The organism is Paraburkholderia sp. RL18-085-BIA-A (assembly GCF_046027075.1).
GTDB lineage: Bacteria > Pseudomonadota > Gammaproteobacteria > Burkholderiales > Burkholderiaceae > Paraburkholderia.
Map to the genome: position 1 here is coordinate 56,334 of NZ_JARESU010000038.1, position 16,247 is coordinate 72,580.

At 61.8% G+C, this 16,247-nt stretch carries 13 protein-coding genes and 1 pseudogene; 3 read left to right on the forward strand and 11 right to left on the reverse strand.

Going from position 1 to position 16,247, the window contains the following annotated elements; translation table 11 throughout:
• The 10 genes from P0D89_RS24520 to P0D89_RS24565 all read right to left on the reverse strand — a co-directional run bounded on the left by P0D89_RS24520 (nt 1) and on the right by P0D89_RS24565 (nt 13,070).
• The gene (locus tag P0D89_RS24520; protein ID WP_408359778.1) at nt 1-1,056 is read right to left on the reverse strand and encodes a branched-chain amino acid ABC transporter permease; all 1,056 of its coding nucleotides are present in this window, start codon (nt 1,054-1,056) and stop codon (nt 1-3) included.
• Nucleotides 1,057-1,264: 208 nt separating this feature from the next.
• Complete coding sequence (locus tag P0D89_RS24525; RefSeq protein ID WP_408359780.1) at nt 1,265-2,425, reverse strand: ABC transporter substrate-binding protein; 1,161 nt, start codon at nt 2,423-2,425, stop codon at nt 1,265-1,267.
• A gap of 415 nt (nt 2,426-2,840) precedes the next feature.
• Complete coding sequence (locus tag P0D89_RS24530; protein ID WP_408359782.1) at nt 2,841-4,007, reverse strand: ABC transporter substrate-binding protein; 1,167 nt, start codon at nt 4,005-4,007, stop codon at nt 2,841-2,843.
• A gap of 530 nt (nt 4,008-4,537) precedes the next feature.
• On the reverse strand, nt 4,538-5,509 hold the full coding sequence (locus P0D89_RS24535) for a branched-chain amino acid ABC transporter permease (protein ID WP_408359784.1): 972 nt from the start codon (nt 5,507-5,509) through the stop codon (nt 4,538-4,540).
• Nucleotides 5,509-6,393 (reverse strand): branched-chain amino acid ABC transporter permease, encoded by an 885-nt coding sequence (locus P0D89_RS24540; RefSeq protein WP_408359786.1) that lies wholly within the window; start codon nt 6,391-6,393, stop codon nt 5,509-5,511. Before P0D89_RS24540 ends, P0D89_RS24535 begins: the two co-directional genes overlap by 1 nt.
• 202 nt (nt 6,394-6,595) lie before the next feature.
• Nucleotides 6,596-7,810, reverse strand: a complete 1,215-nt coding sequence (locus P0D89_RS24545) for an ABC transporter substrate-binding protein (protein WP_408359788.1) — start codon at nt 7,808-7,810, stop codon at nt 6,596-6,598.
• A gap of 57 nt (nt 7,811-7,867) precedes the next feature.
• Entirely contained in the window at nt 7,868-8,626 is a 759-nt protein-coding gene (locus P0D89_RS24550) for an ABC transporter ATP-binding protein (protein ID WP_408359790.1), read from the reverse strand.
• Nucleotides 8,623-9,402: an ABC transporter ATP-binding protein gene (locus P0D89_RS24555; RefSeq protein ID WP_408359792.1), complete on the reverse strand. Its 780-nt coding sequence runs from the start codon at nt 9,400-9,402 to the stop codon at nt 8,623-8,625. Before P0D89_RS24555 ends, P0D89_RS24550 begins: the two co-directional genes overlap by 4 nt.
• Before the next feature lie 315 nt (nt 9,403-9,717).
• Nucleotides 9,718-11,433, reverse strand: coding sequence for a GMC family oxidoreductase (locus P0D89_RS24560; protein ID WP_408359794.1), 1,716 nt, complete (start codon nt 11,431-11,433; stop codon nt 9,718-9,720).
• A gap of 98 nt (nt 11,434-11,531) precedes the next feature.
• On the reverse strand, nt 11,532-13,070 hold the full coding sequence (locus P0D89_RS24565; RefSeq protein WP_408359796.1) for a CoA-acylating methylmalonate-semialdehyde dehydrogenase: 1,539 nt from the start codon (nt 13,068-13,070) through the stop codon (nt 11,532-11,534).
• A gap of 143 nt (nt 13,071-13,213) precedes the next feature.
• Here P0D89_RS24565 and P0D89_RS24570 point away from each other — a divergent pair, with 143 nt between their 5' ends.
• A complete protein-coding gene (locus tag P0D89_RS24570) occupies nt 13,214-14,113 on the forward strand; it encodes a LysR family transcriptional regulator (protein WP_408359800.1) in 900 nt (299 codons plus the stop codon).
• A 351-nt stretch (nt 14,114-14,464) separates the two neighbouring features.
• Complete coding sequence (locus P0D89_RS24575; protein WP_408359802.1) at nt 14,465-15,001, forward strand: class IV adenylate cyclase; 537 nt, start codon at nt 14,465-14,467, stop codon at nt 14,999-15,001.
• 75 nt (nt 15,002-15,076) lie between these two features.
• On the opposite strand, the gene P0D89_RS24580 is transcribed toward P0D89_RS24575, so the two are convergent.
• Nucleotides 15,077-15,568, reverse strand: coding sequence for an Lrp/AsnC family transcriptional regulator (locus P0D89_RS24580; RefSeq protein ID WP_149670028.1), 492 nt, complete (start codon nt 15,566-15,568; stop codon nt 15,077-15,079).
• Here P0D89_RS24580 and P0D89_RS24585 point away from each other — a divergent pair.
• Nucleotides 15,567-16,247: pseudogene (locus P0D89_RS24585) on the forward strand (hypothetical protein); the annotation flags it as partial. The gene P0D89_RS24580 and the pseudogene P0D89_RS24585 sit on opposite strands and share 2 nt — an antisense overlap.

Consider the following 16,247-nt stretch of genomic DNA (forward strand, 5'->3'; position numbering starts at 1 on the left):
TCACTCCTCTTCCTCTTCGGCGTGCGGGCTGGCAAGACTTCGCCAGAGCAGTACCGGGATGATCAGCGTGAACACGATCACTTCTTTATAAGCGCTCGCCCAGAACGACGAATACGACTCCAGCAGCCCCACCAGGATCGAGCCCGCCGCCGCCAGCGGATAGCTGACGAGGCCGCCGATAATCGCCCCCACGAAACCCTTCAGACCGATCAGGAAGCCCGAGTCGTAGTAGATGGTGGTCAGGGGTGCGACCAGGATGCCGCACAGCGCACCGAGCCCTGCAGCCAGCGTGAACGCGAGGCGCCCCGCCTGCGTCGTGCCGATGCCGACGAGCCGCGCGCCGAGCCGGTTCACCGACGTCGCGCGCAACGCCTTGCCCGAGATCGAGCGGTCGAAGTACAGATACAGCGCGCCGATCAACACCACCGCGGTGCCGACCACCCACAGGCTTTGCCCGGAGATCGTCAGGCTGCCGATGTTGAACGTCGCATCTGAGAACGCGGTCGTACGCGAGCCTTCGGCGCCGAACATCACCAGCCCCAAGCCGACCATCGCGAAGTGCACCGCCACCGCCACGATCAGCAGCAGCAGCGTGGTCGCCTCCGCGATTGGCTCATATGCGAGCCGGTAGACGAACGGTCCCATCGGAATCACGATCAGAAGCGTCAGCGCAATTTGCACAATCATCGGCAGCGGTTGTAGAAATACGCCGCGCGTGATCGCGTACACCGCGATCGGAAACAGCAGGTATTTCCCGACCAGCATCACCAGCGTGCGCGCCGCGTGTCGCCGCCGCTCCGGATGCCGCACCAGCCCCGCCGTTTCGACGACGAAGCACGCTGCACCCATCGCCATCAGCAACCAGCAGGTGGCCGGAAATTTCTGTGTCTGCAGTGCGGCGAGCGTCAACGCGCCATACGAAACAAACTCCCCCTGCGGGATGAAGATCACCCGCGTCACGGAAAACACCAGCACTAGCGCGAGCGCGAGCAGCGCGTAGATCGCGCCGGTGGTGATGCCGTCCTGCGCGAGGATCGCCGCAATTGATAGATCCATACTTCCTCGTCCTGAAGCGTCGAAATCGAAAACCGGGAAACGATCGTGGCGGCGCAATTCCCGCCCGTCCACCGACCTGCAATGCCTGAAAAGGCGACCGCCGCGCCGGAACACGGCGCGGCGGTCGTTGCCATTGTCATCGAACAGAATGGCAATGCGGCGTCATGCGCCGCGAATTGCGCGAGAGGCGCGTATCGCTTTTTTTGCTTTAGTCGTTTTGCAGCTTCCACTTGCCGTCGACGATCTGCACGATCACGCGTGCGCGCTTGTCGAGGCCGTTGTGGTCGGTCGTGGTGGTGTTCATGATGCCGTGCGACACCGGCAGTTCCTTGATGCTTTCGAGCGCGCCGCGCAGTGCCACGCGGAACGCTTCGGTGCCCGGCTGAGCGGTCTTCAGCGCGACCGGAATCGCGGTTTGCAGCATCTGGCCGGCATCCCACGCGTGACCGCCGAAGGTCGCCACCGAGCCCGCGCCATACGCTTTCTCATACGCCGCCTTGTACGCTTCCGATGACTTCTTCACCGGATTCGATTCGGGCAATTGATCCGCGACGAGGATCGGACCGGCCGGCAGGAATTCGCCTTCGCAATCCTTGCCGCACACGCGCAGGAAGTCGTTATTCGCGACGCCGTGCGTCTGATAGACCTTGCCCTTGTAGCCACGCTCCTTGAGCGTCTTGGCCGGCAACGCCGAGGGTGTGCCCGCGCCCGCGATCAGCACCGCGTCGGGGTTCGCGCCCATCGTCTTGAGGACCTGGCCGGTCACCGATGCGTCGGTGCGGTTAAAGCGTTCGCTCGATACGATCTTCAGATTGTGCGCGGCGGCCGCGGCGGTGAATACGTTGTTCCAGCCGTCGCCGTACGCATCCGCGAAGCCGATGAAGCCGACCGTCTTCACGCCGTGATGCGCCATGTAGTCGGCGATCGCGTCGGCCATCAGGCTGTCGTTCTGCGGCGGTTTGAAGGCCCATGCGCGCTTGCCGTCCATCGGAGAGATGATCGCCGCCGATGCCGCCAGCGAAATCACCGGCGTCTTGCCTTCGGCCGCGGCGTCGAGCATCGCGAGCGAGTTTGGCGTGACGGTCGAACCGATGATCGCGTCGACGTGGTCTTCATCGATCAGCTTGCGCGTGTTCTGCACCGCCTTGCCAGTATCCGACGCGTCGTCGAGCACGATGTACTGCACAGTCTTGCCGCCGATCTCTTTCGGCAGCAGTGCAATCGTGTTCTTCTCAGGAATCCCGAGCGATGCAGCGGGTCCAGTCGTCGACAACGTCACGCCGATCTTCACCTGCGCGAACGCCGCGCCCGCACCGCACATCAACGCCATTGCGATGCCGGTGCGTACCCATTGCCTAGTCTTGTTCATTGCGAGTCTCCAAACGCTTTGAAACGCGTATCTATAATCCGGCTTACGGGCCGGGTGTCCGAATCTAGTTATAGGGTTCAGGCGTGCCAAGCATGGTTTTCCCTGCTCGACGCGAATACCTTCGCCGTTTTGTTGGATGCCACTCCCCTGCTCACCACTTCTGCCAGCTGCTGCAATTTCCCACGATGAGTGGCATTCAGTGGCCCTACTTTGCAACTGCGAATTCAAACCGGCAAACTACTAACATGTTAGTAGTATTGCGTTCTGCATCATTGACGGTCAATAGAGCCCAACTCAAATGCGGGTTTGTCCCGAAGCGACGAAACCACACTTTTTCACGTGACGCGGGCGATAAAAAAGACGCGTCAACTGCACGCGTCTTTTTCGATGAGATCCCGTATCGCTTCGCCTTCGCTCAGTCGCCGGACAACTTCCACTTGCCGCCGACGATCTCCACCATCACGCGCGCCCGCTGGTCGAGGCCAGCATGGTCGTTCGCGCTCATGTTGAAGATGCCGTGCGACGCGGGCATGTCTTTGGTGTTTTCCAGTGCTGCGCGCAACGCGTCACGGAACGCCGGTGTGCCCGGCTGGCCCTTCTTCAGCGCGAGCGGAATCGCGCGTTGCAGCAACAAGCCGGCGTCCCAAGCGTGACCGCCGAAGGTTGACACTGAACCCGCGCCGTACGCGGTTTCGTAAGCATGCTTGTACGCGAGCGCGGTCTTCTTCACCGGATTCGAATCCGGCAGTTGATCCGCAACCAGCAACGGACCGGCCGGCAGATAAGTGCCTTCGCAATCCTTGCCACACACGCGCAGGAAGTCGTTATTCGCGACGCCGTGCGTCTGGTAGTACTTGCCCTTGTAGCCACGCTCCTTGAGCGTTTTCTGCGGCAACGCGGCCGGCGTACCCGCACCCGCGATCAGCACCGCATCCGGATTCTGCGACATCATCTTCAGCACCTGGCCCGTGACCGATGTGTCGTTGCGCGCGAAGCGTTCGTTCGCGACAATCTTGATCTTCGCGAGATCGGCTGCCTTGCCGAATTCCTTGAACCAGCTCTCGCCGTACGCGTCGGCGAAGCCGATGAACGCGACCGTCTTCACGCCGTGATTCGCCATGTGCTGCGCAATCGCGGTGGCCATCAGGATGTCGTTTTGCGGAGTCTTGAAGACCCACGCGCGCTTCGCGTCCATCGGTTCGACGATGCTCGCCGCAGCCGCCATCGAGATCATCGGCGTGGTGCTTTCGGCGGCGACGTCGATCATGGCGAGCGAGTTCGGCACGACGGTCGAGCCGATCAATGCGTCAACGTGGTCTTCACTGGTGAGCTTGCGGGCGTTCTTGACCGCCTGGGTCGAATCGGTCGCATCGTCGAGTACGATGTAGTCGATTTTCTGGCCCGCCACTTCTTTAGGCAGCAGCGCAATCGTGTTCTTTTCCGGAATGCCGAGCGAGGCGGCCGGCCCCGTTGCCGACACCGTGACGCCGATTTTCACGTCCGCGAATGCATGACCGCTCCATGTTGCGGAGACTCCGGTGGCGACCAATGCCGCGCTAATCCAACGCAATGCCGACTTCATCCCACTCCTCTATTACACCGTTATTCAATTGAATTTAAATCCGCGGATTTAAATACCAACCCAGTGGTCGGTGAATAGCAAGTTTAGCGGACGAAAGCCCCGCGCCGCAAGCGATTTGCAGGGTTGAGCCGGGCCGGATCGTGTGCCGTCCGGTGAATAAAAAAAGTCGGCCGAATTAGCGCAAGAAAGGAATGGCGCTTTATGAAAGCGCAAATAAAAAGCGCTGTTGGATATCAATCCAACAGCGCTTTCGTCTGGGCACTGAGTGCCTCATTGTCTCCTCGTTCTCCACCTGCAAAATTCGTGGTGCATCAGAACTGCATGAAGATTAAACGAGCACCCCTTTGACTACAACTAGCAATTACCCTAGTGGTGCAGTGCGGCACCGAAATGGGGCACGTCTGGCGCTGTCGCCAGCGGCTTTGACTATGTCTCCGATACCACCATTCACTAGAGCAGCAGTCTTCAAAATGTTGAAAATTACATCGGATGCCGAATCAATTGTGCGCGTCATTACACGTCGCCGCGCATCAAGCCCGCAGCGGCCGCACCCGCGCGACGATCTCGCCGACAATGCCGCGCCGGAACGCCAGCACGCAAGCAATGAAGATCACGCCCGTCACGATCGTCACCGACTCGCCCAGCGAGCGGAACCAGTCGATGCCGGTCGTCGCCGCAAGCGCACCGCCGATATCGCCGAGCCGGTCTTCCAGCGCGACGATCAACGTCGCGCCGAGCAATGGTCCGAACAGCGTGCCCATGCCGCCCACGAGCGTCATCAGGATCACCAGACCGGACATGGTCCAGTACGCGTCGCCGAGCGTCTCGAAGCCCTGCACCACCACCTTGAGCGAGCCCGCGAGGCCGGCCAGGCCCGCCGACAGAATGAATGCGAGCAGCTTGAAACGATCCGTGTCGTAGCCGAGCGACACCGCACGCGGCTCGTTTTCCTTGATCGCCACCAGCACCTGCCCGAACGGCGAATGCACGATCCGCACGATCAGCAGGAACGCCAGCACCATTACGGCCAGCACGACAAAGTACAGCGCCACATCCGACGACAGATCCAGCAGACCAAACAACTTGCCGCGTGGCACCCCTTGCAGTCCGTCCTCACCGTGCGTGAACGGCGCCTGCAGGAACACGAAGTAGACCATTTGCGCGAGCGCCAGCGTCACCATCGCGAAGTAGATGCCCTGCCGGCGAATCGCGAAGAATCCGACGACCAGCCCCAGCAAGGTCGCCACCGCGGTGCCGGCAATCACGCCGAGTTCCGGCGAAAAGCCGAGCGTCTGAATCGCATAGCCGGTGACGTAGCCGGCCGACGCGAGGAACATCGCGTGACCGAATGACAGCAAGCCGGTATACCCGATCAGCAGATTGAACGCCGCCGCGAACAGCGCGAAGCAAAGCACCTTCATCACGAAGAGCGGATAGATGCCGAGCACGGGCACCGCAACGAGCCCGATCAGCAGCAGACCGTAGAGTACTTTTCTCTGCATCATTTTTCCTTGCCGAAGAGACCCGCCGGCCGCACCAGCAACACAATCGCCATGATCACGAAGACGACGGTCGCCGACGCTTCCGGATAAAACACGCGCGTCAGCCCTTCGATCACGCCGAGCATCAGGCCGGTGAGAATCGAGCCCATGATCGAACCCATCCCGCCGATCACGACCACCGCGAACACGGTGATGATCATCGGCTGACCCATTAGCGGCGAGACCTGAATGACCGGCGCGGCCAGCACGCCGGCAAACGCCGCCAGTGCGACACCGAAGCCGTAGGTCAGCGTGATCATCAGTGGCACGTTGACGCCGAACGCCTCGACCAGTTTCGGATTCTCGGTGCCCGCGCGCAGATAAGCGCCGAGGCGCGTCTTCTCGATCACGAACCACGTCGCGAAGCACACCACCAACGACGCGACGACCACCCAGGCACGATAATTCGGCAGGAACATGAAGCCGAGATTGGTCGCGCCGGACAGCGCCGACGGCACGTCATACGGCTGGCCGGACGAACCGTAGATCGAGCGGAATACGCCTTCGACGACGAGCGTCAGTCCGAAGGTCAGCAGCAGCCCATACAGGTGATCGAGCTTGTACAGCCAGCGCAGCATCGAGCGTTCGATCGCGATGCCGAACAGCCCCACGATCAGCGGCGCGAGGACGAGCATCACCCAGTACGGCAGGCCGAAATACGACAGCCCCATCCACGCGAGCATTGCACCGAGCATGAACAACGCGCCGTGCGCGAAGTTGATCACATTGAGCAAGCCGAAGATCACCGCCAGCCCGAGACTCAGAATCGCGTAGAACGAGCCGTTCACGAGCCCCAGCAGCAGCTGGCTCAGCATCGCCGGAAGCGGAACGCCAAAGATATCCATTGAAGCCCTTAACCCCTGAAGCCATTACCAAGGTGAGATCGCTCACGCACGACCGGGCCGGCGCGCGACAGGTGGCAACGACGCCCTTCGCGCGCGGCATGTGAAACGGTTTGCCGTCTGCCTGCCCGCCGGCGCCGCGCAATTGCCAACCTATGCGGCGCCGCGACGACAGCAAGACGGCCTCAAGAACCTTAAACCCCGCTCACTTCCACAGCGCGCAGCGCGTTTCCGCCTTGGTCGTGAATGCCTGCTCGCCCGGGATCGTCGCGGTGATCTTGTAGTAGTCCCACGGCTCTTTGGATTCGGCCGGCGTCTTCACCTGCATCAGGTACATGTCGTGGATCATGCTGCCGTCCTGACGGATGTAGCCCTTCGCGTAGAAGTCGTCGATCTTGGCCTTCTTCAATTGCGCCATCACCTTGTCGGAGTCGGTCGAGCCGACCGCCTGCACGGCCTTCAGGTAGTTCATGGTCGCCGAATAGTCGGCGGCTTGCAGGCTCGACGGCATTTTCTTCATCTTGTCGAAATAGCGCTGGGCCCACTTGCGCGTGTTGGCATCCTTGTTCCAGTACCAGCTATCCGTCAGCACCAGACCTTGGGTGGTTTCCAGGCCTAGGCTATGCACGTCGTTAATGAACATCAGCAGCGCGGCAATCTTCATCGTCTTGTTGATGCCGAATTCCTTGGCGGCCTTGATCGAATTGATCGTATCGCCACCGGCGTTGGCGAGGCCGAGAATCTGCGCCTTCGACGCCTGCGCCTGGAGCAGGAACGACGAGAAGTCCGACGCGGACAGCGGATGACGCACCTCGCCCAGCACCTGGCCGCCGTTCGCTTTCACCACGTCCGACGTGTTCTTTTCGAGCGCCTTGCCGAACGCATAGTCAGCCGTCAGGAAGTACCACGTCTTGCCGCCCTGCTTGGTCACCGCCGAACCGGTGCCTTTGGCGAGCGCGGTCGTGTCGTACGCATAGTGGATCGTGTACGGGGTGCACTGCTCGTTGGTCAGTGTGTCAGCGCCCGCGCCGATGCTGATGTAGACCTTGTGCTTCTCGCCCGCCACCGTGTTCATCGACAGGCCCGTCGCCGAGTTCGTGCCGCCGATCAGCATGTCGACGCCGTCACGGTCGAACCATTCGCGCGCGCGCGACGCCGCGATATCGGCCTTGTTCTGGTGATCCGCGTATACCAGCGTGATCGGCTTACCGTTGACCTTGCCGCCGAAGTCGGCGATCGCCATCCGGATCGCTTCGAGGCCGCCCGGGCCGTCGATATCCGCGTACAGCCCCGACAGATCGGTGATGAAACCGATCTTCACCGCATCGTCGGCCGCTTGCGCGCTGCCCATCGTGAAAGCGGCCCCGGCCGCAACCGCGAAACAAAGTGTGGCAAGCCGCGCGAGTGGGTTCTTTTTCATTCGTGTCTCCTGGTTTCTTCGCTTGTGGTTATCAGAGGCAATCAATCGGGCGCGTTTCTATACACCCAGTAAATCGTGTAGCACCGGCATCTTGCCTTCGAGTTCGTTCGCCCCGAAGTGCTCGACGATCGCGCCGTGCTCCATTACGTAGAAGCGGTCGGCAAGCGGCGCGGCAAAGCGGAAATTCTGTTCGACCATCACGATCGTGTAGCCGCGCGCCTTCAGCGTCATGATCATGCGGGCGAGGGCCTGTACGATCACCGGCGCCAGTCCTTCCGAGATTTCGTCGAGCAGCAGCAGGCTCGCGCCGGTGCGCAGAATCCGCGCGACGGCCAGCATCTGCTGCTCGCCGCCTGAGAGCCGCGTGCCCTGGCTCGCGCGGCGTTCCTGCAGATTCGGAAACATCGAATAGATTTCCTCGAGCGACATCATGTGCGCCTTGTCGCCGATGGGCGGCGGCAACAGGAGATTTTCCTCACACGAGAGGCTCGAAAAAATCCCGCGCTCTTCCGGGCAATAACCAATGCCGCAATGCGCGATGCGATGCGTGGGCAGGTTGATCGTTTCGCGTCCGCCGATTCGGATCGAGCCGGTGCGCCGCCCCGTCAGGCCCATGATCGCGCGCAGCGTGGTGGTGCGCCCTGCGCCGTTGCGACCGAGCAGCGTGACGACTTCGCCCCGGCTCACGGTCAGATCGACGCCATGCAGAATGTGGGATTCCCCGTACCAGGCCTGCAAGCCCGCGATCTCCAGCGCGGGTGCAGCGCCGCTCGTACCGCTCACTTCGAGGCCTTCGCCCTCGACAATCGTATTCATGCGTGGGCTCCGGCAAGCGCTGCGTCGGCGCTGCCCATGTAGGCTTGCATCACGAGCGGATTCTTCGACACTTCGGCGTAGCTGCCTTCGGCGAGCACTTCGCCCCGTTGCAGCACGGTGATCGTGTCGGAGATGCCCGCGATCACGTTCATGTTGTGCTCGACCATCAGAATCGTGCGACCACTCGATACTTTTTTGATCAACGCCGTTACGCGGTCGACGTCTTCGTGGCCCATGCCTTGCGTCGGCTCGTCGAGCAGCATCAGCTCCGGCTCCATCGCGAGCGTGGTGGCAATTTCAAGCGCGCGTTTGCGGCCATATGAAAGTTCGACCGTCGGCACGTCCGCGAAATCGGTCAATCCGACCTGCGTGAGCAGGTCCATTGCACGGTCGTCGAGCTGATGCAGCGTGCGTTCGCTCTTCCAGAAATGAAACGCGGTACCGAGCGTACGTTGCAAGCCGATGCGCACGTTCTGCAATGCTGTCAGATGCGGAAATACAGCGGAGATCTGAAACGAACGGATGATGCCGCGACGCGCGATCTGCGCCGGCCGTTCGTTCGTGATGTCGATGCCGTTGAAGACGATCTGACCCGCAGTCGGTTCGAGAAACTTGGTGAGCAGGTTGAAGCAGGTGGTCTTGCCTGCCCCATTGGGTCCGATCAGCGCATGGATCGAGCCACGGCGCACGCGCAGGTTCACCCCGTTCACGGCAATGAAGCCTTTGAACTCACGTGTCAGTCCGCGCGTTTCGAGAATCGTATCGCCGAGAATCATGTTCCCTTCCATACGGAGTAAGGCGAAGCATTACGATTTTTTCGCGCGAAGCTCTGCGCGACTGTTATGACGGCGGCACCCCTTGCCGCTCGTTTGCGTGCTGCACCAATCCGGACGGTAGTCCATGGCGTGGCACGCAGCATGGCTGCCATTGTCGCGCCAATGATGCAGCGCATTCATTGGGATTTGCACTTAGTGGATGATGCCCGTCCGTGCTGGATCGACGCATGCGAGGCGCCCATTCGGTAAAACATAAACGGTGTCTCACTTGGCTGGCTGTCTGCCTTCGTGCGTACGTACCCTCGTGCTTTTCTGTCACACAGCGGACATCGAAGGCGCCGTGCTGGTTTGCGCCGCCACGCTGCGGCTCGCGCGCGCGCGGCGATCTTCGCGGATCATGTCGCTCGCACGCTCGGCAATCATCAGCGTTGGCGAGTTGGTGTTACCCGACGTGATGTTCGGCATCACGGACGCGTCGACCACGCGCAGCCCGTCGACTCCGATAACTCGTAGCCGATTGTCGACCACCGCAGCCGGATCGTCGGTCGTGCCCATGCGGCACGTGCCGACCGGATGGAAGATGGTCGTGCCGACGAGGCTCGCGGCCTGTTGCAGTTCTTCTTCAGACTGATACTGAATGCCAGGCAGAATCTCTTGCGGCCGATAGCGCGCGAGCGCCGGTGCCGCGGCGATGCGGCGTGTAAGACGCAACGCGTTGGCGGCGACATGCCGGTCGTAATCAGTGGACAGGTAGTTCGGTGCGATCAACGGTGGCGCCGACGCCTCGGCCGATCCGATGTGGATACTGCCGCGCGAAGCAGGCCGCAACTGACACACCGACGCGGTGAACGCATTGAACCGATGCAGCGGCTCGCCGAAGCGATCGAGCGAAAGCGGCTGCACGTGATATTCGAGGTCCGGACGCGTGATCGAGCGGTCGTCGGGGTCGGACTTGGCGAACGCGCCGAGCTGAGACGGCGACATCGACATCGGGCCGCTTTGCAACAGCGCGTATTGCACGCCGATCATCAGCTTGCCCCACCAATGCGCGGAGGCCGTATTGAGCGTGCGCACGCCCTCGACTTTATAAGCCATGCGCAACTGCAAATGGTCTTGGAGATTTTCGCCGACGCCACGCAGGTCCTTGACGACCTCGATACCCAGATTTTGCAGCCGTGCGCCGTTGCCGATACCGGACAATTCGAGCAGCTGCGGCGAGTTGACCGCACCCGAACTGAGGATCACTTCGCAGCGGGCTTTGGCGAGATAGTCGACGTTATCGCCGCGATATTCGACGCCGCTGCAGCGGCGTCCTTCAAACATGACGCGCTGCGTGTGCGCGCCGGTGATGACCGTCAGATTCGGACGCTTGAGTGCGGGGCGCAAGAACGCTTTCGACGCATTCCAGCGAATCCCGCGTTTCTGATTGACGTCGAAGTAGCCGACGCCGGTGTTGTCGCCGCGATTGAAGTCATCTGTGGCGGGGATGCCGTTCTGCCGCGCGGCTTTCGAAAACTCTTCGAGAATCTTCCATTTCAGCCGTTGTTTTTCGACGCGCCACGGTCCACCCGCGCCGTGCGATTCGTTTGCACCGGCGTGATGGTCTTCGCTGCGTTTGAAGACCGGCAGCACGGCGTTCCATGACCACGACGGATCGTTGGTCACGCGAGCCCATTCGTCGTAATCCTCGCGCTGGCCGCGCATATAGATCATGCCGTTGATCGACGAACTGCCGCCCAACACGCGGCCACGTGGGTATGACAGTGCGCGTCCGTTCAGCCCTGCTTCCGGCTGCGTCTTATAGAGCCAGTCCGTGCGCGGATTGCCAATGCAATACAGGTAGCCGACCGGCACGTGAATCCAGTGGTAGTCGTCGTTGCCACCCGCTTCCAGCAGCAGCACGTGGACTTCCGGATCTTCGGTCAGCCGATTGGCGAGCACGCAACCCGCCGTGCCCGCGCCGACGATGATGTAGTCGAATTCGCCTTCCAGCCGACGGCCAGCCGCATGCGTGCTTTCGGTTTGGCTCATGATTCAGTCTCCTAAGCTTTTTTCCGCGAGCCGCATGGTTCCCCTGCGGCCGCGATGCTCTGCTTTATTTGTTTTCTCTGTGCGGCAACCGAACCGGACTATTTGGCGACCGGCATCGTGAACTCGGCGCCCTTCGCGATACTGTCAGGCCAGCGCTGCATGATGCTCTTGTAGCGCGTGTAGAACCGCACGCCTTCCTCGCCATACGCGTGATGATCGCCGAACAACGACTTCTTCCATCCGCCGAACGAATGCCACGCCATCGGCACCGGAATCGGCACGTTGATACCCACCATGCCGATCTCGATCTGTCGAGAGAAAGCCCTGGCAACGCCGCCGTCCGACGTGAACAACGACACCCCGTTGGCGAACTGGTTAGCGTTGATGAGTTCGACAGCCGACGCGAAATCCGGCACACGCACTACGCACAATACCGGTCCAAAAATCTCTTCGCGATAAATCTTCATGTCGGTCGACACGTCATCGAACAGCGTGCCGCCGAGAAAGAAACCCTGCTCGTGACCGGCGACCTGATGACCGCGACCATCGACCACCAGCTTCGCGCCCGCCGCGATACCGGCGTCGATATACCCGACCACTTTCTCGCGATGCTTCGCCGTGACCAACGGACCCATCTCGGCCGCGGACTCCATCCCGTTGAGTATCTTCAAACTCTGCACGCGCGGTGTCAGCCGCTCGATCAGTTCATCGGCGATATGGCCTACCGCGACCGCCACCGAAATCGCCATGCATCGCTCGCCCGCCGAACCGTATGCGGCGCCGATCAGCGCATCGACGGCCTGGTCGAGATCGGCGTCCGGCATCACCACCAGATGATTCTTCGCCCCGCCCAAAGCCTGCACGCGCTTGCCGTGTTTCGTGCCTTCCGTGTAGATGTACTCGGCGATCGGCGTCGAACCGACAAACGACAACGCGCTCACTTCGGGATGCACGAGCAGCGCGTCGACCGCCACCTTGTCGCCGTGAACGACGTTGAACACGCCGTCGGGCAAGCCCGCTTCCTTCAGCAATTCGGCGAGCCGGTTCGACGCGGACGGATCGCGCTCCGACGGCTTCAAAACGAACGTATTGCCGCACGCGATCGCGACAGGGAACATCCAGCACGGCACCATCATCGGAAAGTTGAACGGCGTGATGCCGGCGACCACGCCGAGCGGTTGGCGCAGGTTCCAGTTGTCGATGCCGCCGCCGATCTGATCGGTGAAGTCGGTCTTCAACAGATTCGGAATACCGCACGCGAACTCGACGATCTCGATGCCGCGCATCACCTCGCCCTTCGCATCAGAGAACACCTTGCCGTGCTCGCGCGTGATCAGCTCCGCCAGTTCGTCGTGGTGACGGTCGAGCAATTCCTTGAACTTGAACAGCACCCGCGCCCGCTTGATCGGCGCGGTTTCGCTCCATGAGGGAAAAGCGGCCCGCGCGGCGGCAACCGCCGCGTCCACCTCGGTGACGCTCGCCAGCGGCACGCGTGCGCTTACGCTACCGAGCGCCGGATTGAAGACATCGCCAAAGCGCCCGCTCGTGCCGTCGAGGGTCTTGCCATTGATGAAATGGGTTAGCGCACGTGCGCTGGTCAAGCTGCGCTGGGTCTCGTCCTGAAGTGTCTCGCTCATGTCCGTCCTCTTTCCTGTGAAGTCGTCCGCTCGGCGCGCAAGGCGCGCTGCGAGCCTGATGAACGCCAAGCGTAAAGCGCTTCGAGGCGACAAATCCAATGAGTAATGCTCAACTGCGCTATAAGCCGCGCTAATATCAGGTTATGGACCTCATTCTGCTCCGGGCTTTCGTCACCGTCGCGCGGGAGGGCAACCTCACGCGTGCTGCGGTGCAACTACACCTGACCCAACCCGCCGTCAGCCTGCAAATCAAGCATTTGCAGGAGACGCTCGGTGTCACGCTGTTCTCACGGACCTCGCACGGGCTCTCGCTCACGCGCGACGGCCAGGCGCTGCTGCCCCACGCCGAACGCGCGCTGGGCGCGGCGGCCGACGTGCAGCGGGCCGCGCAGTCGCTGCGTCACGAAGTGCGCGGACGCTTGCGGATCGGCACGATTCTCGACCCAGCGTTTCTACGTCTGGGCGGCTTTCTCAAACAGCTGGTCGAGACCTGGCCACACATCGAAACGGCTTTGCGACACGGTATGTCGGGCTGGGTGCTGGCGCAAATTCGCGCGGGCGAGCTTGATGTCGGCTATTACATCGGCCTGCCGTCCGATGACGATCCGCGCGACGGGGCCACCTTCCACGCGGTCACGCTCACCCACTTCCAATATCGCGTGCTGGCACCGGCCGGCTGGAAAGATCGCGTCAAAGGTGCGCGCGACTGGCGTTCGCTCGCCGCGCTGCCGTGGATCTGGACGCCGCCCGCGTCCGCGCACAACCGGCTGTTATCGCGCTGTTTCGACGAAGCAGGCGTGAAACCGGTCAAGGTCGCAGAAGTGGATCAGGAGCCGTCGATGCTCGATCTGGTCAAATCGGGCGTGGGCCTCACGCTCGCGCGCGACGCCACTGCGATCGCCGAAGCGCATGCACACGCGCTGACCATCGTCGAGGGCGTCACGGTGCCGACCCAGCTCAGCTTCGTCACGCTTGAAGAACGCAAGGACGAACCGGCCATTGCAGCGGCGTTGAAGCTGATCGAACAGCAATGGGCGACGTGAACGCGGACATGAGCGCAGGTCCGCGAGCGTTTCAGATACGCTGGACGACGTAGGCACAACTGCGATATGAGCCGCGCTAATGCCAAACATGCGCGGCGCGACCTGACCTTAATGACACCCGCTTGCAGCCGGGCGTTCGTTAGCCGCCGTAGCAAGCCCCTTTCGCAATCGCCCGCCCACACCCCTGCATCCGCAACGACGCCGTCACGCAGTTTTTGTTAGATTGGCGGTTCGCGCTGACCAGCCGGCCCCGCATCGTTTTCTGTTCCGTTTGACTTTGTCCTTCCCGGCAGCTCCGCCCCGGCATGACCGGACGCTGCCGAACACTCCATCTTTCGACAGGAACCTGACATGGCACGCAACATTGAAATCAAAGCCCGCGCCCAGCATTTCGAGCAACTGCGCGAGCGCGCGGCCCAGCTCACGACGGACGCACCGTTGATCTTCCGCCAGCAGGACTTTTTCTACGACGTGCCGCGCGGCCGTCTAAAACTGCGCCAGTTCGACGACGGCACGCCGGCCGAACTGATCTTCTACCAGCGTGACGACCGCGACGGCCCGAAGGCCTCGTACTACACGCGCAGCCCCGTGACCAATCCCGAAGCCATGCACGCACTGCTCGCCACCGCGCTGACCACGCGCGGCATCGTCAGCAAGGAACGGCATGTGTATCTGACCGGGCGCACGCGGATTCATCTGGACCGGGTCGACGGTCTGGGCGACTTTGTCGAACTCGAAGTGGTGCTCGCTCAGGACGACGACGAAGCAGGCGGCCACGCCGAAGCCCACGCGATGTTCAAGCGCCTCGGGGTTGAGGAATCGGATCTGGTTGCGGTGGCCTACGTCGATCTGCTCAGTCCGGACAGCGAGCCGAAGCTCGTGGCCTAAACCTGCCTCCGCGCGGGCCGCGTCGAAGTTCACGCAGCCGCGATCGCAACGACGATCACAACCCACGCGGCCGCATCATCCGGCGGCCGCCCCCGGCGACAGGTGGCCAAGCGGCAACGGCCCATTGCGCTTGAACGTGGTGAGTACGATGTTCGAGCGCACGCTATCCACGCCAGGGACACGCATCAGCTTCTTCATGACGAAGGTCGACAGATAGTTCAAATCGGGCGCGACGATGCGCAGCAGGTAGTCGGCATCGCCCACCACCGCATGACACTCGAGAACTTCGGGCAACACATCGATCTGTTGCTGGAATTGCTCGATGATCGAATCGCCGTGGTGCTTCAACTTCAAACTCGTAAAAGCGGTGACGCCGAGCCCAAGCTTTTCCGGGCGCAGCACCACACGATAGCCGTCCACCACGCCTACCTGTTCCAGCCGCTGCAAGCGCCGTCCGATCTGCGACGGCGACAGCGGCACCTGCTCGGCCAGTTGCTGATGCGTGGCCCGGCCGAAGCGCTGAAGCACGTCCAGCAGCGCGAGATCGAAGTGATCGAGTTCCAACATGTCGATTTTCCGCATTGAATTGCAATTTGATGCACGATTATTGCATATTCTCGACCTAATACGCCATTATTACGCCCTTCCCGCGCGCCTGCCGCTCTACACTTGCATCATCCATTTCACTTGCAAGCACCGCACAACGCAGCACGCCATGTCCACCGCCAGCACCGCCAATACCGTCAGGCTCCAAGAGCAATTCGACGCCGGCCTCGAAACCCGCGCCGATTTCACCATCGACCAACCGACCGAGAGATACGGCGCCGTCGACCACGCGGTCTGGCAACAACTCTACGCACGTCAGACCGCGCTGCTCAAGGGTCGCGTCTGCGACGAGTTTCTGGCCGGTATCGAAAGCATCGGCATGCCGGCCGACCGCGTGCCTTCGTTCGATGAAGTCAACGCGAAACTGACGCCCGCCACCGGTTGGCAAATCGTTGCAGTACCGGGTCTCGTGCCGGACCACGTGTTCTTCGAGCATCTCGCTAACCGCCGCTTTGCAGTGACGTGGTGGATGCGCCGCCCGGACCAACTCGACTATCTGCAGGAGCCCGACTGCTTTCACGACCTGTACGGTCATGTCCCGCTGCTGATCAATCCGGTGTTCGCCGATTACATGCATGCGTACGGCCGCGGGGGGGGGGGCCCCCCCCCCCCCCCCCCCCCCCCCCCCCCCGGGGGGGGG